The organism is Yoonia litorea, assembly GCF_900114675.1.
Classification (GTDB): Bacteria; Pseudomonadota; Alphaproteobacteria; order Rhodobacterales; family Rhodobacteraceae; genus Yoonia; species Yoonia litorea.
The window spans coordinates 81,546-100,387 of the sequence record NZ_FOZM01000005.1 but is presented as its reverse complement, the minus strand read 5'-3'; the positions used below and the strand labels follow the sequence as shown (position 1 = coordinate 100,387).

Annotated in this window: 20 protein-coding genes and 1 pseudogene; 16 read left to right on the top strand and 5 right to left on the bottom strand. The window is 60.9% G+C overall.

Going from position 1 to position 18,842, the window contains the following annotated elements; translation table 11 throughout:
• From BM316_RS16450 to BM316_RS16430, 5 genes are all read left to right on the top strand, one after another.
• Window positions 1-1,909, top strand: a 1,909-nt coding sequence (locus BM316_RS16450; protein ID WP_090210794.1) for a ParB/RepB/Spo0J family partition protein, incomplete at its 5' end; no start/stop codon positions are given.
• A gap of 74 nt (window positions 1,910-1,983) precedes the next feature.
• Entirely contained in the window at window positions 1,984-2,577 is a 594-nt protein-coding gene (locus tag BM316_RS16445) for a regulator (RefSeq protein WP_090210792.1), read from the top strand.
• Complete coding sequence (locus BM316_RS16440) at window positions 2,577-3,230, top strand: DUF6927 domain-containing protein (RefSeq protein ID WP_090210790.1); 654 nt, start codon at window positions 2,577-2,579, stop codon at window positions 3,228-3,230. The genes BM316_RS16445 and BM316_RS16440 overlap by 1 nt, the downstream gene beginning before the upstream one ends.
• Before the next feature lie 125 nt (window positions 3,231-3,355).
• On the top strand, window positions 3,356-3,682 hold the full coding sequence (locus tag BM316_RS16435) for a type II toxin-antitoxin system PrlF family antitoxin (RefSeq protein WP_005668772.1): 327 nt from the start codon (window positions 3,356-3,358) through the stop codon (window positions 3,680-3,682).
• The gene (locus tag BM316_RS16430) at window positions 3,679-4,197 is read left to right on the top strand and encodes a type II toxin-antitoxin system YhaV family toxin (RefSeq protein ID WP_090210787.1); all 519 of its coding nucleotides are present in this window, start codon (window positions 3,679-3,681) and stop codon (window positions 4,195-4,197) included. The genes BM316_RS16435 and BM316_RS16430 overlap by 4 nt, the downstream gene beginning before the upstream one ends.
• Before the next feature lie 323 nt (window positions 4,198-4,520).
• Here BM316_RS16430 and BM316_RS16425 read toward each other — a convergent pair whose 3' ends face one another.
• From BM316_RS16425 to BM316_RS16410, 4 genes are read right to left on the bottom strand one after another with little or no spacing between them, the layout of a single operon-like run.
• Window positions 4,521-5,933, bottom strand: a complete 1,413-nt coding sequence (locus BM316_RS16425; RefSeq protein WP_242649947.1) for a TRAP transporter large permease — start codon at window positions 5,931-5,933, stop codon at window positions 4,521-4,523.
• The gene (locus tag BM316_RS16420; RefSeq protein ID WP_242649946.1) at window positions 5,884-6,405 is read right to left on the bottom strand and encodes a TRAP transporter small permease subunit; all 522 of its coding nucleotides are present in this window, start codon (window positions 6,403-6,405) and stop codon (window positions 5,884-5,886) included. The genes BM316_RS16425 and BM316_RS16420 overlap by 50 nt, the downstream gene beginning before the upstream one ends.
• A 37-nt stretch (window positions 6,406-6,442) precedes the next feature.
• Entirely contained in the window at window positions 6,443-6,952 is a 510-nt protein-coding gene (gene lspA, locus BM316_RS16415) for a signal peptidase II (protein ID WP_058314162.1), read from the bottom strand.
• Window positions 6,949-7,797: a cation efflux transmembrane domain-containing protein gene (locus BM316_RS16410; RefSeq protein WP_090210782.1), complete on the bottom strand. Its 849-nt coding sequence runs from the start codon at window positions 7,795-7,797 to the stop codon at window positions 6,949-6,951. Before BM316_RS16410 ends, lspA begins: the two co-directional genes overlap by 4 nt.
• A gap of 56 nt (window positions 7,798-7,853) precedes the next feature.
• On the opposite strand from BM316_RS16410, the gene BM316_RS16405 reads away from it, so the two are divergent.
• The 3 genes from BM316_RS16405 to BM316_RS16910 are packed head-to-tail and all read left to right on the top strand — an operon-like array spanning window position 7,854 to window position 9,301.
• Complete coding sequence (locus tag BM316_RS16405; RefSeq protein ID WP_090210780.1) at window positions 7,854-8,198, top strand: ArsR/SmtB family transcription factor; 345 nt, start codon at window positions 7,854-7,856, stop codon at window positions 8,196-8,198.
• Between the two features lie 51 nt (window positions 8,199-8,249).
• Window positions 8,250-8,717, top strand: a complete 468-nt coding sequence (locus tag BM316_RS16400) for a DUF411 domain-containing protein (protein WP_083480492.1) — start codon at window positions 8,250-8,252, stop codon at window positions 8,715-8,717.
• Between the two features lie 38 nt (window positions 8,718-8,755).
• A complete protein-coding gene (locus BM316_RS16910) occupies window positions 8,756-9,301 on the top strand; it encodes a c-type cytochrome (protein ID WP_055687653.1) in 546 nt (181 codons plus the stop codon).
• Here the strand turns inward: BM316_RS16910 and BM316_RS16790 are convergent.
• Entirely contained in the window at window positions 9,205-9,411 is a 207-nt protein-coding gene (locus tag BM316_RS16790) for a hypothetical protein (protein ID WP_162797850.1), read from the bottom strand. The two genes, BM316_RS16910 and BM316_RS16790, sit on opposite strands and share 97 nt — an antisense overlap.
• Before the next feature lie 221 nt (window positions 9,412-9,632).
• Here BM316_RS16790 and BM316_RS16390 point away from each other — a divergent pair, with 221 nt between their 5' ends.
• The 8 genes and pseudogenes from BM316_RS16390 (at window position 9,633) to BM316_RS16355 (ending at window position 18,798) form a co-directional block, all read left to right on the top strand.
• On the top strand, window positions 9,633-13,895 hold the full coding sequence (locus BM316_RS16390) for a strawberry notch-like NTP hydrolase domain-containing protein (protein ID WP_090210778.1): 4,263 nt from the start codon (window positions 9,633-9,635) through the stop codon (window positions 13,893-13,895).
• Between the two features lie 122 nt (window positions 13,896-14,017).
• Window positions 14,018-14,404: a DUF6878 family protein gene (locus BM316_RS16385; protein WP_090210776.1), complete on the top strand. Its 387-nt coding sequence runs from the start codon at window positions 14,018-14,020 to the stop codon at window positions 14,402-14,404.
• A 1-nt stretch (window position 14,405) separates the two neighbouring features.
• Window positions 14,406-14,867 carry a DUF6915 family protein gene (locus tag BM316_RS16380; RefSeq protein WP_090210774.1) on the top strand — a complete coding sequence of 154 codons (462 nt, stop codon included), beginning with the start codon at window positions 14,406-14,408 and terminating at the stop codon, window positions 14,865-14,867.
• A gap of 100 nt (window positions 14,868-14,967) precedes the next feature.
• Window positions 14,968-15,213 (top strand): annotated as a pseudogene (locus BM316_RS16375) (hypothetical protein).
• Between the two features lie 181 nt (window positions 15,214-15,394).
• Window positions 15,395-16,123 (top strand): DUF736 family protein, encoded by a 729-nt coding sequence (locus BM316_RS16370; RefSeq protein WP_090210824.1) that lies wholly within the window; start codon window positions 15,395-15,397, stop codon window positions 16,121-16,123.
• A 155-nt stretch (window positions 16,124-16,278) separates the two neighbouring features.
• Entirely contained in the window at window positions 16,279-16,815 is a 537-nt protein-coding gene (locus BM316_RS16365; protein ID WP_242649945.1) for a hypothetical protein, read from the top strand.
• Window positions 16,816-16,944: 129 nt separating this feature from the next.
• Complete coding sequence (locus BM316_RS16360) at window positions 16,945-17,544, top strand: rhomboid family intramembrane serine protease (RefSeq protein ID WP_090210822.1); 600 nt, start codon at window positions 16,945-16,947, stop codon at window positions 17,542-17,544.
• Between the two features lie 249 nt (window positions 17,545-17,793).
• The gene (locus BM316_RS16355) at window positions 17,794-18,798 is read left to right on the top strand and encodes an AAA family ATPase (protein ID WP_009815532.1); all 1,005 of its coding nucleotides are present in this window, start codon (window positions 17,794-17,796) and stop codon (window positions 18,796-18,798) included.
• The last annotated feature ends 44 nt before the right edge of the window (window positions 18,799-18,842 follow it).

The following is an 18,842-nucleotide window of genomic DNA, read 5'->3' as shown; positions in this document are numbered from 1 at the left end:
CTCCCCGGAAACCTACGACCCCGAGAACATCGCACATCTGAAAGCCAGCATCGCAGTGCTGGGTCTCGTCCAGCCGCTCCTGGTTCAGAAGATCGACAGCAAATATGCCGTACTCGCAGGCGGTCGCCGCCATGCCGCCCTGAAGGAACTGGCCGCGGACAAGAGCGAGAAGGGGTTCACCGCGAAAACCAAGGTCGACTGCCGCCTCGTGCCCGAGGAGTGCGACGTCACCACGGCTCTGTCGCTCGCCGAGAACATCACGCAAGCGCCGATGAATGCCATCGACGAGTTCGAGGCCTTCGCGCGGATGATGGAGGTCGATGGCCAGACGCCCGAAACCATCGCCAAGACATTCGGCACGACGGTGGCCGCCGTGAAAGGCCGGTTGCGCTATGGCCTGATCCACCCCGACATCCGCGCGGCCGCGCGAGCCAAGACGATCACGCTCGACACAATGAAGGCTTTCGCTGAGCACCCGAGCCAGGAGGTGCAGAAGGAGGTCTATGAGGCACTCACCAAGGACGACAGCTACCTGCAGGCCTATACTGTCCGTCAGGCGCTCAAATCCCGCGGGGTGCAGGTCAGCGACGATATCGGGGCCTTCGTGCGCGAGGACTATGAGGCCCGCGGCGGGGCCATCGCGGCTGATCTTCTGGAAGAGCATTCCGTGCTGGAGGATGCGGCGCTGGTCGAGACCATCCTGCTTGAGAAGCTCACTGCCGCCGCTGAACAAGCCCGCGCAAAACTGGGCTTTGCCTGGGCAGATGCGATGGTACGCTATGATTATGCGACCATGGCCGACTACGGCCGCGTCTATCCCGGCCCGATCGAGCCGGATGAGGCCGCCCAAAAGCGCATCGACGAGATCACCTCCGAACTTGAGAAACTGCAGCTCGAGATGGAGGATGTGGGGCTCGAAGACGATGCCTACAATGCCCTTTACGAGCGCGTGGACACCTTCGAAGACGAAGCCCGCGACCTGCAGGAAGCCTACAGCGTCGAGGACCTTGCCCGCGCCGGTGTGATGGCGTCCTGGTCGAACGGGCAGGTGACGCTCCATGTGGGCCTTGTGCGCCCGGAGGACACTGTCAAAGAGGAGGACGCGCGTGGCTCTTCAAGCAGCCCAACGGGGGAGGAGGCCCCGGACGCCGGCGAAATCACCTACCCGGCGTCGCTGGCTGAGGATCTCAAGACCGAGCGGGCCATGGCCCTTGGCGCCGCGATGGCGCTGCATCCCGAGGCCACGCTCGATCTGACGCTCTTCAAGCTGGTCAGTGATGTTCTGACCAGCGGCATGAGTGTCACGCAGGCGATCAAGACCGATGCCCGCAAGGAATACCGCAACCACGCCAAGCTGGACGAGATCGACGGCACCTCGCTCGAGCAAGTGGCGGCGGCCCATGATGCGCTCGATCTGTCCTGGTTGGACGAGGCCCGGTCTCCCGCCGATCAGTTCGCGGCGTTTCGCGCGCTGAAGCCGGGCGAGAAGGCCAAGCTCGTCGCCTATGCCACGGCCAGCACCACGCAGTCCTGTTTCGCGCGCGACCGCCAGCGCGACAGCCTGATGCATGACTTCGAGATCGAGATCATGCCCGACATCCGCGCCCATTGGACGCCGAACGCGGCGCTGTTCAATCGCTTCAAGAAGGCCTGGCTCCTGAAGATTCTCGGCGAGGATCTGGGCCTCGCCCAGGAGGCGGTCACGCTGGCCTCGTCGAGCAAGAAAGAGATCGTCGCCTTCTGCGACAAGCTCTTTGCTGAGCCTTTCGCCACACTCACAGACGCGCAGCGCGCCGCCGTGGCGGCCTGGTGTCCGCCGATGATGCAGACCGCCGGTGTCGCCTGTGATGAGGCGGAGCCCGCTGCGCAAACCCTCGAGCCTGACAGCGAAGTCGCGCAAGCGGCCTGAGCCCTCACGCGACCCGCGCGGGCAATTCCGCCCGCGCGGGTCGACCCTCCCACACTCAACGGAAAGACATCCCCATGGCTATTCTCAAGTTCTCTGCCTCCGCTGTTGCGGCGCAGATCGCCCATGCGCACGCCTGCAAGACCTTCTTGCCCAACTGGAACGGACCAGTGGTCAGGCCCGCCCTGATCCTCATCGTCGGCAATGGCGTGCATCTGCGCTCGAACGGCATCGATGGCACGACCACCCGCATCGTCACGACCGAGCAAGCCGATCCGTCCTTTGCTTTCGCCGATGGCATGAACCCGTTTCGGGACACCGACTGGATGGCGCAGCGCCGCATGGCGTTTCGCGATCTGACCGGTCAGTTCTACACGGACATTCTCGACGATGTGCAGGTGCTCATCGACCGGGGGCAGGGCGCGATCCGGCTTGCCACCGATGGCCACAGCATCCGCGTCTTCGTGCGCCGGGCCTTGGACTATCTCATCGGCGGGACATACGACGTGCCCTCGGGTCTTGGCGGCACCTTCCGGGTCATCCTCAAGGATGCCTGCGACACCTTCGCAATCGTGCAGAACTGCGGCAATTGCGAGGATTTCGACGCGATGCAGCCCTACCGCGTGCCGCTCGATGCGCTCATGGAAATCGATGACCGGAGGGTGGCGTGATGGGTTGGCTCTTCTATACCGACGGCCGCGTCCAGACCTACGCGGATGAGAAAGCGGAGATTGCTCGGCTGTGCACCTCTCATGGCGAAAGGCGCAAGACGGAACTGGTCAAAGCCTGCAAGGTGGGCTCCACCTGGTATGCGGCGGCAAGGGTCACCAATCTCGACGGCACCCAGGTCGAGGACACGACCTATGTGACCGATGCGGATGGGTCGATCACTTTTGGGGCTGTCTTCCTCACCCGATACGATGACGGCTGCTGGGGCTACAAGGACATGGAGGAAAGCGCGAGACCGGTCGAATCCCGCGCGCCACTGAGCCTATTGGCCCTGCTGTCCGAGCTGAAAGACCCAGACAGCTATGCTCATGCCTGGCGCCAGCGCTGCCAGGACTGGGCTGCGATCCCGGACTACGAGGAAGGCGACAAGATCAAGCTCGCAGCACCTGTGACGCTCACCGATGGCAGTACCTGCCAGATTGTCACCGCGACCCACTACAGGCGCGGGCGGCAAAAGCGCCGCTGCTACCGCATCGAGGAAACTGGTGGGCTCGTACGCCTGTCGAAGGCCTCGCTTGCGGGCTCGGAGCTGCTCAGCTCCGCGAAAGGTGCGGCTAGCCCGGTGCTGGCGGAGTTCCTGGCGGGGCGAAATTAGGTCCTGCGCCGGACGGTTCATCGACCTGCCCGGCGACAGCAGATGCTGCGGCTTGTCTTGACAAGGCAATGCAAATGCATTACCTGCCACAGACAGCAAAGACCCTTTTCTTTCAGGAGACTGCCATGACAGCGCTCGCACAAGATGTCTCGAAACTCACGGATCGGTATCAGACGACCGTGCCGGCGGGTGTGCGCAAACAGCTCAAGCTGGGCAAGGGCGACCAGATTCGTTACTGTACCGAGCCGAGTGGCAGGGTCTATATCGAGCCCGTGCGCAGCGACGAGGAAGATCCCGTGCTCGGAGCCTTTCTCGATTTTGTCGAGGCCGATATCAAGGCGCATCCGGACCGCATTCGGGCGTTCGATGGGGCTTTGCATGACCGTCTTGCAGCACTGGTCGGAGACGTTGACGTCGATCTCGATGCGCCGCTATCGCTCGAGGATGAATGAGCGGCGATAGCGTGCCCGCCCAAGCGCCCCTTGTCGTAAACGGATGGTCGATTTATGCGCATCCGCTCTTTCTGGATCAGCTCGAAGGGCTGATTGAAGAGGTCGAGGCGCGTAAGGCACGCGATCCTAAGAGCTGGCGCAAGAAAAACCCGACGAAACGGCTGGCCGCCATCTTCAAGCTGGTCACCGAGGCCATACCGGCAGATCCGGGTGCCGCCGCCTTCCGGCAAGGCGGCACGCTCGGCGATCACCGCAAGCACTGGTTCCGGGCGAAATTCTTCCAGCAGTATCGCTTGTTCTACCGCTTCAACAGCGATGCGAAGGTCATTGTGGTGGCCTGGGTGAACGACGATAAGACCCTGCGCGCCTACGGCAGCAAGACGGATGCCTATGCGACGTTCAAAGGGATGCTGGAGGATGGAAATCCACCTGACAATTTCGACGCGCTCTTGAAAGAAGCTGCAGCGGCGGGCAAGCGGTTCGAAACTTCCCTTGAAGCGGTGCCCGATCGGTAAGTGCGGTCGAATGCCAGAGGGGGGTAGGTCACCTACATTTAGGCTGTCTATAAGGGGGGGTCTTCGTTACAATCTCCCGTCACCTTTGAGCCGAGTGAAATGGGCGATATTGGTGTGCAAGATGGCTGGTACGATGAAATTCTCAGAAGTCCCACCATATCCGTACACCTGCCGTTCGCTGCGTCGTGTACGAACTGGTAAGATGCGGACTAAGCACCATTTCGCTGCGGCTGCGCCAGTGGCCGCTTCAGCTCAATCCGAAAAAACGGTTAAACCTAGAGAACCCACAAGGGAATGCTTTCCCCCGCTGCAGGCTACATCACTCACCGCTGTATCAATTGCGGCGCATCGGCATCCCCAAGGGCCATTTCGGGCAGCCAAGTGATAAGCTGAGGAAACGAGATCAGCGCCGCGATCAATGCAATCTCAATGGCAACAAGGGGTACCGCTCCGCGATAGATATCAGACAGATTGATACCCTTCGGTGCGGCCATCTTGGCAAAGAACAGGGCATAACCGAAAGGGGGCGTCAGAAAAGACGTCTGCAACGCCAAGGCTATCAGGCCAGCGATCCAGATTTGTGCAAAGTAGGCAGAGCCGACGTGATCTGCGAAGTCGAGCTCTGAAATAATCGGCATCAGTACGGGTACAAAGACCAGCAGCACCTCGATCCAGTCAAAAACAAACCCAAGTATGATGATCACGCCAAGGAGCATGGCCAACAGTTCCCACCGGGTGAGATCGAATGCGGATATCCAGTCGAAGATCACATTTGGTCCACCAACGAGGTGGAAACTGAGCGAAAACACCGATGCGCCAAGTACGATGAAGAAGACCATCGACGTCATCGTGCTTGTCTGCACCGTGACAGAGTTTAACGACGAGAAAGACAGACGCTTTCGCGCCAGAGCAACCAAAAGCGCGCCAAACACCCCTACTCCAGCCGCCTCTGTTAGTGTCGCAAAGCCCAGAATGATGCTGAGCGGAATGGATGCGATAACCGCGACAGACGCGAGTACAAACAAGAGGTCTGACACAAGATTGGTCTTGGGTGCGTCCAGCGGGATTTCGACCGTTTTTCTCAAGGTGACCGCAAAGTAGACCGCGAAGGCCATGACCATCAGAAGCACAGGTACGATGAGGGCCACATACATCAATCCGATGCGCAGATAGAACACGTTCGAGATGAAGAACAGCATCACGGCTGGCGGGAACACGACACCCAATGCTCCAGAAGCTGCGACAGCGCCTCCTGCGGTTCGCGGTGCGTAGCCCGACGCCATCATCGGGGCATAGGCCACCAACGCCACAGTTATGACGGAAGCACCGATCACCCCGGCGGCGGGCGCAAGAACGAGGCCGATCAGCAAAGTCGCAATGGCGTAGCGACCGGGAACGCCTGTCAGAAGACGCCCCAGCAAGCGAAACATGGTTTCGGCAACGCCGCTGGCATTCAGGATCAGGCCAAGAAAAATCAGCATTGGAACGCTGGTGAATTGGACTGATTCATTGGTCAGTACACCACGGGCCCGCAGGTAGATCAGCCCCAGATGCTGAAAATCAGTGATCCCCACCCAAACCGCAGCGACAAACCCCAAGAAGCCTGTCCCCGCGAGCACCAGCGCCACCGGAAAGCCACTGAAAACCCCAATCGCCATCACGACAAGCATGGCAACCGTGAGGACCTCATTCACCATTGTGCAGGCCGCTTGCTTGGTCCGGTGCGCCTTGCGCACGTCTCCCTGCCAGAAAGCCGATGTTGCGAAGGGCGACGATCATCCCCGCAAAAGCCAGCAAGATGGGGCCTATGACCCCCGCTATGCGTTGTGCCCACACTTGGGTCTCGGCGTATTTTGTGGTGCGCATCAGGCCGTCCCATCCGTAGTAGGTCAGGATGGCGGCGAGCGGCAGAAGGACAAAAAGGCCGCCAATCAGTTCGATCCAAGCAATGCGGCGGGCGGACCAATGTCTGCGAAGAACATCAACGCGCACGTGACCGTCGCGCAGATAGGTATACCCAAAGGTCAAGAAAATTAGGATGAACAGCAGTGACGTGGACAGGTCCGGCAAATAGCTCGACACGCCAAGTTGTAGCTTGCGATCCAGCATCTGAAGCGCGCCATAAGCAGCAATCGAAACAACTGTCAGCCACGCAGTCACGACGCCGATGCCGCGAATGCCACGGTCAATCCAATCCAAAAATCTCAAGCCGAATTCCCTCCCAAAGTTCTTTGCCTGTTAGCTGTTATCCCCCCGTGACATCTCCCTTGCGATTGTCTTGTTCCCGATTTTCCGGCCTGACTTTCGAGGTGCGAAAGCTGTCCCAGAACAGCAATGCTGCCCCACAAAAGATCGCCACGTCAGCCAAGTTGAAGGACGGCCAGTGGTATGACCCGTAATGGAAGTCGAGAAAGTCAGGGACGGCCTGATAGCGCAGACGGTCAAGGATATTGCCAAGCGCGCCTCCGATGATCAGACCGAGCGCCGCACCTGTCAGCCTGTCCGGAGCCTTCCACAGCCAGATCAGCAGCCATGCCACGACCACGGCAGCAAGTGCGACCAGACCCCACCAGGGTACGACCCCGCCGAGCATACCGAAGCTGACCCCATCGTTCAAAACCCGCACGAGGTTGAGAAAGGGCAGAACCTCGACCCCGTTCTCAAGCGCCGGGGAGTTCAGGGCAAGAGCCTTGGTGCCCTGATCAACACCAAACGCGGCGATGGCGCAAAGCCCACCGAGAACGCGGCTGTTCATGCCACCGCCTTCAGATCGGCCCGCGCGTCGCGGATGATCGCCCATGACGAGTGCAGGAACAGTCCGGCGATCCCGAAGGCTACGATGAGATCGGGCCAAGCGCTGCCTAGCCAAACCACCAGCCCGGCGGCGATAACGACTGCGGCGTTGCCGATGGCGTCGTTGCGCGAGAACAGCCAGACAGCGCGCATGTTCGCGTCGCCCTTGCGGTACCGCAGCAACGGCAGCACGGAGATGACATTTATCACAAGAGCAATCAGGCCCAGAATCCCCATCAAAGTGGCGTCTGGGGTTGTCGGCTCGAATGCCCTTACGATGGTCGTGCCAAAGACTCCAAGACCAAGCAGGCCGAGGAAGATGCCCTGGATCAGGGCCGACCGCGCTCGCCAAGCGAGGCTCCAGCCGATGGCCAACAGGCCGAGGAAGGTGATTGCGCCGTCGCCGATGAAATCCAGCGCGTCGGCCTTCACGGCCTGTGACCCGGCAATGAACCCGCCGATCATTTCAAGAACACCATAACCAACATTCAGGATCACAACGATCCAGAGTGCGCGGCGATAGCCAGGGTCCTGATGGGCCGTACCTTGCTGAATATCTTCGTCGCTCTCGATGCGGTCAAACCCATACCCTGTTGTCTCGACGGCTTTTTCAATTTCCGGCAAGCGCGCTTCGGGAGCTGTCAAAGTCATTATGTGCGTTGCAGTAGACACTTTCACGGCGTCAGGCGCGATACCCGCAGATTGCGCCGCCCGCTCGATCTGGGCGGCATCCTTGGCGCAATCCATGCCGGAAACGCGGTAACGGAAGGATGGGATATCTGCTATCGCGCTTTCTGAGTTGGCCATGACCGCAGTTCTCCTGCTAAAGTGGATCAAAGGATAATATATCAGTGAGCAATGATATGATGCAGATCGTTGTGGACCGCAAGGTCGGTACCATTGAACAACGCGCAAAACTATTTCGCGGCTTTGCCGACCCAAGCCGCTTGTCTATTCTCGGCGCGCTGTGCGGGGAGCCGCTGGTTGTTCACGAACTCGTCGAGCGTACGGGACTATCACAACCAAACGTATCCAACCACTTGCGATGCTTGTTGGAGTGCGGGCTAGTCAACAGCGACCGAGATGGGCGCTTCATCCGCTACCGTATCAGTAGCGCACGTATCGCAACGCTGTTGAGCGATGTGGACGCACTTCTCGATGTGGTCGCAGGGGGCGTTGAGGCCTGCGACAACTATCGCGGGAGATAAGCAGCCACTAAGCGATGAAATAGACTAGGACAGAGCTAAAGGACGACTGATATGGATGTAACGCGCCGTCAAATTATTATAGCCGCTGTAGGTCTTACCAGCATTGCACCCTTCGCCGCGATTGCGCAGGGAGCTCCGTCGATCCACGTTCTTAAGGACCCGAATTGCAGCTGTTGCCGGGTTTGGGCTGATATTCTTCGGGCTGAAGGCTTCCGTGTGACCGAGGAGCGCAGCTTTGGAACACTGCTGGTCCGACACAAGTTGGACAATGGCATCCCCCAAGAGATGATATCGTGCCACACAGGCGAGATCGAAGGCTATATGATCGAGGGCCATGTGCCCGCAGCAGACATTCGTCGCCTTCTGGACGAACGCCCAGACGCAGTCGGTCTCGCCGTTCCCGGCATGCCCTATGGATCACCCGGAATGGGGCCAGAAGATCAGCGTGAAGCCTACGATGTATTTCTGATCCGGCGCGACGGTAACACCGAAGTGTTCACGAGTTACGAAGCAGCCTGACGGCAATTTCATTGATCGGAAACCATAAGGAGAAGACTATGAAGCAGCATAAATCACGCTATTTTGGTATGGTTGCGGTGTGTATGATCTCTGCTACTGTAGCCTTCGCACAGCAGCAGCGAGGCGATTGGTGGGGTCACGGGCCAATGGGACCGAACCACATGTGGTCTGAACGCATGCCTGGCTGGGGACACGGCAACATGGGTCCGGGCCAGCAACAGCGCATGCAACGACATTGGACTTACATGAACGAGGGCGTGCCCGCAGCTTATCGGGGCGCTCGGAGCACTATTCGCGCGACGCCTGAAGTTATCGCGGAAGGCCAGACGCTATACACAACGAACTGCGCAAGTTGTCATGGAGCCGAGGGTCTCGGGGATGGTGAGGCCGGTCGGTCTCTCGTGCCTTCTCCGGCTCTCCTTAGATGGTTTGTTCAGATGCCGATGTCGGGAGACGAGTATCTGCTCTGGGCAATTTCTGAGGGCGGTCAGCGCTTCGGAACAGAAATGCCAGCCTTCAGGGAAGCGCTGACTGAAGAAGAAATCTGGAAAATCATCGCATACATGCGTGCGGGGTTCCCGTGATACCGCGCACCGCGAACACTTTGTAGAGCTTTTGGCGGTGCTTCCAAAAATACACAATTTCGCCGATCACCACCAAAACTGACATTGGTGGAGCGCGCAGCATCGCTCACTCTGGGCTCCTAGCGGTCGATCGCCGCGCGCTGCCTCAATGTCGGCTCTATTGATCAACAAGTTCGGCGGTTTTGCTGCGTGGCTTTCTCTTTGTTGCTGAGGAAGGCGGACCGCGTTGACGGCCCGCCCTTGTTAATAGCTTTCGGGCCCGTCATCCTGAAAAGCAAAAGCGGGCTTTTTGTCCTTTGGAACTCAAACCCTGATCCAAAGGAAAATCCGCATGACCAAGCCCAAACCGGCAAACCCGGCTCTCTCAATCTCAACCGCTGACCTAGTCTCTGCCCTCGAGCAGATCGGCACGGAGGTCGACAACCAATCCCTGCGCAGCTCAGCGCTCGCGCGCATCATGCGTGAGACGTTTCATGGCAGCGATGCCGGCGGTGCCTGGGACTGGCGCATGGCATATGACCTGATGCAGGCCGCGGCTGTTCAGGTGCTGCTGCGTGGGGACGGCGCGGCAGGTGACATCGCCGCTGCAAGGCTGCTTGCCTCACGGCTCTTGACGGAAACCCGCCGCTCCGAGCAGCAGATCCGGCTGCAGCAGTTTTCCACGCCGCTGCCATTTGCGGCGCTGGTCTTGCGGGCCGCGGCGATCCGCGAGGGCGAAACCGTGCTGGAGCCCTCGGCTGGCACTGGTGCCCTGGCTGCTTTCGCCGCCCGGGCCGGTGCCACGCTTTTGCTCAACGAGATCGACCCCTTTCGTCAGCGCCTCCTGCGCGCGGCTTTCGGTGACGAGGTGACGGGCCATGACGGTGAGCATATCGACGATCTGCTGCAGACGCCGGTTCTACCCGACGTCGTGGTGATGAACCCGCCCTTCGCCTCCTCGGTCGATCGCTCCCGAGACAAGCACATCGCCGCCAAGCACCTCATCGCGGCAGCAAAGCGTCTCGCGCCCGGTGGGCGGCTGGTGGCGATCATGCCACCAGGATTCACGCCCCAACGCGATACCGCGCATTGGTCCCGCGCCTGCGGTCTCCTGACGCCGCGCTTGGCGCTGACGATGCCGGGGCAGGTCTACCGCAAGCTCGGAACCTCTGTCGAAACTCAGCTGATAGTCTTCGACAAGGTGCAGGAGGACGGCGAGATGATCCGCGCCAGTGTCCGGGACTTGGATGAAGCCCTTCCTTTTGTCGACGCAGTTGCCGCGACCCGGCCCGAGATGCGCCCCGTCCAACGGGCTGAAGCGATCCCTCATGCGCGACCGATCGTTCCATCATCTGCCCCGCGCAAGACCGCTGCTGCGCCTGTCGCCGCCTCCAAATCTCGGGCCAATGCCGTTGTCCCGCTCACTTTCAAGAGCCTCGATATCCCGCGCGACAACACGCCCATCTCGGACATCTATGCGCGCTACCGTCCGCAGCGGATCGAGATCGCGGGTGCGCAAGAACATCCCACGCCGCTCGTCGAGAGCATCGCCATGGCCTCGGTTGCCCCGCCCATGCCCTCAAACACGGGCAGTGATGACTTGCGCCTGCCCGCACGGTTGATCGAGGAGGGACATCTCTCCGAGGCGCAGCTGGAAACCATCATCATGGCGCATGACGCCCATGGGCGCGACCTGCCCGGTCGGTTTACCATCGATGACGACCAGACCAAGCTGACGCGCGTCGATGATGACCCGGATGCACGGGCCTATCGCCTTGGTTACTTTCTCGGCGACGGCACCGGTTGCGGCAAGGGACGCGAATGCGCAGGGCTCATCCTTGTCAACTGGCTTTCCGGGCGCAGGAAGGCGATCTGGGTCTCCAAATCCGCCACGCTCATCGAGGACGCCATCCGCGACTGGACCGATCTCGGCGGCTCGCCAGCCGACATCCAGCCGCTCTCCAAATGGAAACCGGACCAGCCCGTCCCTATGGGTGACGGTATTCTCTTCGTCACCTACGCCACGCTGCGGTCCGCGGGCAAATGCGGCACGACGCGGCTCAGCCAGATCCTCGACTGGATGGGCGAAGACTTTGAAGGCGTACTGGCCTTTGATGAGGCCCATGCCATGCAGAACGCGGCCGGGTCCGAGCAGGGCAGGGGGGTCAAACCCTCCCAGCAGGGACTTGCTGGCCTGCGGCTGCAACTGGCAGCACCCCGCGCTCGCGTCTTCTACATCTCGGCCACGGGTGCCACGAGCGTGCACAACCTGGCCTATGCCGCGCGGCTGGGGCTCTGGGGGCAGGGCCCCGAATACCCCTTCCCAAGCCGCGAGAGTTTCGTTTCTGCGATGGAAGCCGGCGGTGTCGCTGCCATGGAGGTGGTCGCGCGCGATCTCAAGACGCTCGGGCTCTACACGGCCCGCGCCCTCAGCTTCGACGGCGTGGAGTATGACGTGCTCGAACACGCGCTCACCCCGGCCCAGATCGAGATCTACGACGCCTATGCGGGTGCGTTTCGCACCATCCACCACAATCTCGAAGCCGCGCTGACGGCGACCGGCGTCAACGACGCCTCGGGCGAGACCAATGCGTCGGCCGCACGCGCCTCGGCCAAGTCCCGCTTCGAGAGCACGAAACAGCGCTTCTTCAACCATCTCCTGATGGGCATGAAGGCGCCAAGCATCATCCGCGCCATCGAGGACGATCTGGCGGCAGGCAATGCTTGCGTCATCCAGGTTGTCTCGACAGGCGAGAGCCTGCTGAAACGCCGGCTTGAGACAATGGACTCCGAGGATGAACTCGTCGAGGGTGCCTTGACGCCGCGCGACTATGTTCTGGGCTACCTCGAACAGGCCTTCCCAATCCACGCGCAAAAACTCGTGGAGATCGACGGCAATATGGTAGCCGAGACGCTCAGGGACGAGACCGGCGCGCTCGTTGTCTCGCGCGAGGCGCTCGCCCTGCGCGAGGCGGCCATGATGGAGTTGATGACGCTGGCGCCGATCCCCTCGGCGCTCGATCAGATCCTCTGGGCTTTTGGCGATGAGGCCGTCGCTGAAGTCACGGGTCGGTCCATCCGGCCCCTCAAGGCCGCGGACGGCCATCTCTTCATCGAGAAGCGCAGCCTCAGCAGTAATTCCTCCGAAACCCAGGCCTTCATGGATGGTGAGAAGAATATCCTGATCTTCTCCGATGCAGGCGGCACGGGCCGATCCTACCATGCGGCGCAAACGGCGAAGAACCAGAAACGGCGGCGGCACTATCTTCTGGAGCCCGGCTGGCGCGCGGATGCGGCCATCCAGGGGCTCGGCCGCACGCATCGCTCGGCCCAGGTCAGCGCACCCTTCTTCCGGGTCTGCACCTCCGATGTGCATGGCGAGAAGCGCTTCACCTCGACGATTGCCAAACGTCTCGACCAGCTGGGCGCCCTGACCAAGGGTCAGCGCGAGACCGGCTCGCAGGGTATGTTCCGCGAGGAGGACAATCTCGAAAGCCCGATCGCTCGGGCGGCTTTGCGGGGATATTTCGCCGATCTTGCCGCCGGGCGCGCCGCGGCGATGAGCTATGAATGCTTCACTGACTGGACTGCCCTGCGGCTGGTCGACAAGGACGGGGTGCTGCTCGAGGAGCTTCCCCCGATCCAGCGGTTTCTGAATCGAGTGCTTGCCCTTCCCATCCACATGCAGAACGCGCTCTTTGCCGAGTTCATGCGCCGGATCGCTGACCATACCGAACGGGCGCGCGCAGCGGGGACGCTGGATCTGGGCGTGGAAACTCTGCGCGGCGAAAGGATCGAACAGGTTTCCACGGAGGATCTCTGGACCTGCCCAAAATCCGGTGCCGTGACGCGGATCATCGGGCTCGAGGTGACGGACCCGGTCCATGTGCTGTCGGCGGATGACGCCCTGTCGCGCAACCCCGACAAGCGGCCGATGGTCAATCGCGCGTCTGGACGCGCTGCGCTCATTTCGGCGCGCCCCATGCAGATGTATGACGAGGACATTGTCACGCTGATGCGCAAGGCCGTGCGATCCAACGGGTCGAGCTACCTCGAGGAGACGCGATTTGAGGCCTCGGCCTGGGAAGAGATCGGCAAGCCCGAGTTTGCAGGGCTTTGGGATGCTGAGGCTGCGTCCCTGCCGAAAACCACCACGACCAAGCTCTACCTGCTGACCGGGCTCTTGTTGCCGATCTGGAAGGACATTCCGACCACGAATGAACGCATCTACCGGGTCACGCCCGACGGGGCGACCGCCATGATCGGGCGCACGCTGAGCGAGGAAGGGGCAGCGGCCTTGCGCGCCCGCTTCCTCGTCTCCAACCCGCAAACGCCGCAAGAGATGCTGACTGCCGCCCTCGGCACCACCGCGCCGGTCGATCTGGGCCGGGGTCTCACCCTGACCCGTCGCCGTGTCGCAGGCGAGATGCGCCTCGAGCTTAGCGGCGCGGACAAGGGCATGATCGACGGCCTCAAGGCCCTCGGCTGCTTCACCGAGATTATCGCTTTCCAGCTACGGGTGTTCCTACCGCATGGGGACGGGATCGACACGGAAAGCATTCTGGCCCGGATCGTGGGGCAGCGAGCAGCCATGACGGCAGAACAAGCCGCCTGAAAAGCCAAAGCAGGCTTTGGGTGGGGCGTCGCAGATCGGGATTTGACCGGTCTGGGCTTTCCGGGCGCGCGCTGACCAATGCGACGCCTGGCCCCCCCAACTTCTGACAAGAGGACAGACCCATGACCAACCCCCAAATGGACTATGCCGCAATGGCGGCTCAGTGGCGCGCCGAGCGCGAAACCACCCTGAAAGCAACCCGAGCGGAACTGATCGCGCAATTGCGCGCGCTTGGCATCAACGAGGTCACCGCCGAATACGAAGGCTATGGCGACTCTGGCAATGTCGAGGACGTGAATGTGCAGCCTGCGGAGGTCCAACTGTCGGAAGCGCTTGTCACCGCCGTGGGCGATTTCGCCTGGTCGCTCGCCTATCATCATCATCCGGGGTTCGAGAACAACGAGGGCGGCTACGGCACGCTGACCTGGGACATTGCAGCAGACAGCATCACCCTCGATCACGCCGACCGCTATGTCGAATGCTCGCACAGCTATGACGAGGGGCTTTGAGATGGCCCATCCGCTTCATCATGCCGAAAGCTCTGCCCGGAAATTCGGCGGGGTGCCGTCCGACTATCAGTCCATACATAACTGGTTCGATGCCTCGAAAGAGCACCTCGCGCTCTTTACGCACCGGGCCTTGCGTCACCATGCCCAAGGCCTGTTTGAAGCCGAACGTGCCTTCGGTCTGACCCTGACCAATAGCGCAAGTCGGGACATTCCCGTGCGCTGGATCGGCGAGCAGCATATCCGTGAAGACTGCCAGGGCCGCATCCCCAGCATGGCGGACTGGCTGCGACGGATCCAGCCCGAGCCATGGATGGCCAATGGCCATATCGACCGGCATGTCGGCTCCGAGCCCCGCGGCGACCCAAGGGCCGCTTGGGCGTCCGAGGTCGCCGCCGGCCGAACGGTTCTTGGCCTGAAGGATTGGATCGCGGCGCGCGCGATGCAAGCCACGCAAGGTGCCTGACAGGTCTCGGCCGTTGGCCGAACGAATGCCGCACGGAAGCCCGGTTGGATGACCGGGCTTCTTGCGTCGTTTCCCCACCATTCTTCGTAAGGAGGTTCGCATGACACACGAAGACATCAAGGCCGCCGTTGATGCCGGTCAAACCGTGCACTGGGCCAATACCGGCTACGTTGTCCACAAGGACCGGCTCGGTCAGTACCTCATCACCTATGTGCCGAACGGTAGCTGCATCGGTCTGACCGACCGGGGCGGGCAAAGGTTGAACGGGGAAGAGGCGGAGTTCTTCATCGCGCAATCGAAGGACGCCGCAGAAAATCTGGGCAGCCAATCAAGACCATAGGGGTAGGGCAGGGGCGTAGCACAAGGAGGCGCGGGGGCGCTCCCACTCGGAGGGCAGCTCTGACCCGCGGGCGGGGCTGAAAGGAAAGCAAGCTTTCTGGTTTGTGATCCCAGGAGGGGTCGTGAAAGCAATCCCGGATGCGCTGGCAAGGACGTCAGTCACCGGCCAATCGAAAAGGACCTATCCCATGTTCGCAGGAACTCTCACCCGCAACGTCGAGACCGCAGCCGCCGAATACACCGGCATGATCCATTCGACGCGCTTTGACATCGCCATCCAGCTCGAGGCACGGGCCAAGATGTCCGAACGCAGCCCGGATTTTGACGTGACGGCAATCAATAAGTCGGGCCGCAAGGTGCGCATCGGCACGGCCTGGAACGAAACAGGCAATACCAGCGGCAACCCCTACATCTCGATGCAGATCGACGTGGGCCTGGGCCCGTTCCGGGTCAACGCGGTGCAGACGAAAGAGGCGCGCGCGGCCCAGAGCGGCGAATTCGAGATCATCCCGCTGGTCTCGAACGGCCTGATGAAATCCGGCTCGATCTCGGGCGAGCTCACCGCGATGAACGCTGACAACGCCTTCACCGGCTACATCGCCAACATGATGTTCGATCTGGAGTTCATGCTGATTGAGAACGGCTACAAGACCGAGGAGACCCACCCCGACTATCGGATCGAGGTCAGCTCGCCCCGGGGCGCGCCGATCCGCGTTGGCTCGGCCTGGATGGCCAAAAGCAGCCGCACGGGCAATGACTACCTGTCGCTTATGATCAACACGCCCGATGGCGACCTGCGCGTCAACGCCGTCCAGAACGAAGAGCAGCGCGGCGGCCAGACCTTCTCGATCATCCCGTTCATCGACAGCGGCGATCAGGCGCAGGACGCGAGCGTGGGGCTCTCCTTGGTCGCCTAATCGGCGAGCGAGGGGGAGACGATCTGAGCCCAAAGGGGAGCCGTGGGACCACGGTTCCCCTTTTTCCATGTCTGGCTGCACGACGCACACATCTGCTTGCGATCTGCTGAATATGATATACGATAATATATTATTGAATGGTCGAGGGTGGGCACATGGTAGCGAGACTGGGAAAAGCTCCGTGGTTCGAGAGCTTTGATGTAGACGCAGAGGTTGAAGAGCTTCTTGCTCATATCGAGCGTTGCACTGGATTTGCGCTGCCTGAACGACAGCGTGATGTCATCATGACCCATGCAATGGCAAAGCTCGACAGGACAAGGCAGGCATATCTGGAGGCCAAGGCGGCGGGAAAGCCGGTGTCCACATCGCGGCGTGCGTATCTGACCGACCTCCAGGACACGATCTTCATGGCGATCCCGGAAGAGAACCTCGCGCGGATGCCCCTGAGCGAGCAGGTTCTGAACGATCCATCATTTTACGCGGACGCCATGCACCGTGCCGCTGCGATCAGCGAGGATGAGCTATTCATGGCGCTGTCCTCTTCGCTGAAAGACATGACAGTCCAAGACGCCCGCGCGTTCGTCTCCAAACTTTGGCACGGCACGATTGACGACAATGCCCGCAAATATGCCGAAGCCCTGAAGCGCCCCGAGCGTGAAATCATGCCGCGGCGGCCTGGGAACACCGTTTAAGATCGGAGCCATTCTCTTGGCTTGAGCCCTACCGAGGTTGGCCGCCGCGCCCCCCTTTCCCGGAGGTGGCACCCTGTGCTGCGCGCGAAAACCATTGAAGGCGCTGTGGTGACGTCTACTGTCGCCAACATGATGAACCGGGATCACATGCGCGTCTTCTTTGGGCGCACCGCGGCGCTTGTCGCCTTTGTAGCGCTGCTCTGGGCGGTCCAGGTCGTCAATTGGATCTTCGGTTACGGTTTGAACCCGGCCTTCGGCCTGATCCCCCGGCATGTCAGCGGATTGGATGGTGTCATCGCCATGCCCCTCCTGCATGGAAGCTTCGCGCACCTGATGGCCAATACGCCGCCGCTCCTGGTGATGGGTGGGCTGCTGGTGGCTACGACCACGCGGGCCTTGCTGGCGGTGAACGCCGTGGTGATCGGCCTCGGCGGCGGTCTTGTCTGGCTGTTCGGAAGCTCGGCCATCCATATCGGCGCGTCAGGGCTCGTCTTCGGCTGGTATGGCTTCCTCGTCGCGCGCGGCCTCGTGGATCGCTCCCCGATCACGCTGGGCGCGGCACTGGTGGTCGGTGTCCTCTATGGCTCCCTTCTCTGGGGCGTTTTTCCAGGCCAACCCAGCGTCTCGTGGGAGGCGCATCTCTTCGGCGCCATCGCGGGCGCGGGCGCTGCGTTCCTAATCCGAACGCATGTACATGCGCCGCGCCTCGGCGGCGTCGATCTGGACTGAAGCCGTACGCCAGACGTGGTCGGCCCCAACCGGACCTTCATCATTGACCGTCATGCTGCGTTGCGGAACGTCTTAGCTGACTTTTTTCGCCAGAGGCGTTACGCTCACACTGTCGCGTTTTTGCTTGGGGTGCCGAATTCCCGTCGACAAATCAGCGAGGATTTGCGATCTTCGCACAAAATCGAGACGGTCCGACAGACTAACCCGTTGGGAAAAAGGAAATCGTCGCAAGCACCAAGGGTCTGGAGCATGTCCAACGCAAAGCAGATACTGGCTATGCTCCAGAGCAAGGCGGACGGTGACGACGAGCATTTCTATTCAATTGCGTTGCAGGTTGCCGCCGCAGAGGCCCGGCAAGGGCGTCGTACACTCGCAGAAGACCTGAGGGCCGCTGTAGACAAGGCGCGGGAGAAGGCGGCGTCGGGCCAAACCGTCGCCGTGCCTTTCGCGTCCCCGCGTGGTGATCTTGCCGACTTGATCGAGATGCGCCCGCCGCGCTTCGATCTTGAAAGCGTCGTCATGAACGCCTCGTTGCGTGCGCGGCTGGATGACGTTGTCTTGCAACAGCACAAGCGTGACTGGCTCCGCGAACATGGCAAGACGCCCAACCGGCGTGTTCTCTTCGTCGGACCACCGGGTTCGGGCAAGACGATGTCGGCGGAAGCCTTGGCTGGTGAGTTGCGGTTGCCGTTGTTCGTAATCCGCCTAGAAAGCCTGATCACGCGCTTCATGGGTGAGACTGCCGCCAAGTTGAGGCTCGTTTTTGACGAAACCGCCCGTCACCGGGGGGTATATCTCTTTGACGAATTCGATGCTGTCGGAGGAAATCGAGGCGCGACGAATGACGTTGCCGAGATGCGCCGCGTGTTGAACTCTTTCCTGCAATTCATGGAAGAGCCGAATTCCACGGACAGCGTGATCATTGGCGCAACGAATTATCCAGACCTGCTCGACCCGGCTCTGTTGCGCCGGTTCGATCTGGTTATGGAATTCTGTCCGCCCACTGACGAAGAAATCCGCACGATCATCAAGTTCAATCTGCGGCCAATGAAATTCCCCAACCTGAAGTGGAAGAGCATTCTTGCATCGGCCCAAGGGTTGAGCCAGTCTGAGATTGCCCGCGCAACAGAAGACGCGGTGAAAAGCGCAATCTTGGCTGAGCGGAAGAACGTGACATCGGACGATCTGCTGCGCAGGCTGAATGACAGGCGAGAAATGCGAGAGGCGTTTCGACCTTCGGCAGTGAACAAGTAGTAGATGGCATCCAAGTACTCCTTACCGCATATCAACATCGAAAG

What these genes read in the sequence shown, in the direction of transcription:
- BM316_RS16445 (WP_090210792.1), top strand. Translation starts at nt 1,984, where the DNA reads ATGGCTATTCTCAAGTTCTCTGCCTCCGCTGTTGCGGCGCAGATCGCC.
- BM316_RS16440 (WP_090210790.1), top strand. Translation starts at nt 2,577, where the DNA reads ATGGGTTGGCTCTTCTATACCGACGGCCGCGTCCAGACCTACGCGGAT.
- BM316_RS16435 (WP_005668772.1), top strand. Translation starts at nt 3,356, where the DNA reads ATGACAGCGCTCGCACAAGATGTCTCGAAACTCACGGATCGGTATCAG.
- BM316_RS16430 (WP_090210787.1), top strand. Translation starts at nt 3,679, where the DNA reads ATGAGCGGCGATAGCGTGCCCGCCCAAGCGCCCCTTGTCGTAAACGGA.
- lspA (WP_058314162.1), bottom strand. Translation starts at nt 6,952, where the DNA reads ATGAACAGCCGCGTTCTCGGTGGGCTTTGCGCCATCGCCGCGTTTGGT.
- BM316_RS16410 (WP_090210782.1), bottom strand. Translation starts at nt 7,797, where the DNA reads ATGGCCAACTCAGAAAGCGCGATAGCAGATATCCCATCCTTCCGTTAC.
- BM316_RS16405 (WP_090210780.1), top strand. Translation starts at nt 7,854, where the DNA reads ATGATGCAGATCGTTGTGGACCGCAAGGTCGGTACCATTGAACAACGC.
- BM316_RS16400 (WP_083480492.1), top strand. Translation starts at nt 8,250, where the DNA reads ATGGATGTAACGCGCCGTCAAATTATTATAGCCGCTGTAGGTCTTACC.
- BM316_RS16910 (WP_055687653.1), top strand. Translation starts at nt 8,756, where the DNA reads ATGAAGCAGCATAAATCACGCTATTTTGGTATGGTTGCGGTGTGTATG.
- BM316_RS16390 (WP_090210778.1), top strand. Translation starts at nt 9,633, where the DNA reads ATGACCAAGCCCAAACCGGCAAACCCGGCTCTCTCAATCTCAACCGCT.
- BM316_RS16385 (WP_090210776.1), top strand. Translation starts at nt 14,018, where the DNA reads ATGACCAACCCCCAAATGGACTATGCCGCAATGGCGGCTCAGTGGCGC.
- BM316_RS16380 (WP_090210774.1), top strand. Translation starts at nt 14,406, where the DNA reads ATGGCCCATCCGCTTCATCATGCCGAAAGCTCTGCCCGGAAATTCGGC.
- BM316_RS16370 (WP_090210824.1), top strand. Translation starts at nt 15,395, where the DNA reads ATGTTCGCAGGAACTCTCACCCGCAACGTCGAGACCGCAGCCGCCGAA.
- BM316_RS16365 (WP_242649945.1), top strand. Translation starts at nt 16,279, where the DNA reads ATGGTAGCGAGACTGGGAAAAGCTCCGTGGTTCGAGAGCTTTGATGTA.
- BM316_RS16360 (WP_090210822.1), top strand. Translation starts at nt 16,945, where the DNA reads ATGATGAACCGGGATCACATGCGCGTCTTCTTTGGGCGCACCGCGGCG.
- BM316_RS16355 (WP_009815532.1), top strand. Translation starts at nt 17,794, where the DNA reads ATGTCCAACGCAAAGCAGATACTGGCTATGCTCCAGAGCAAGGCGGAC.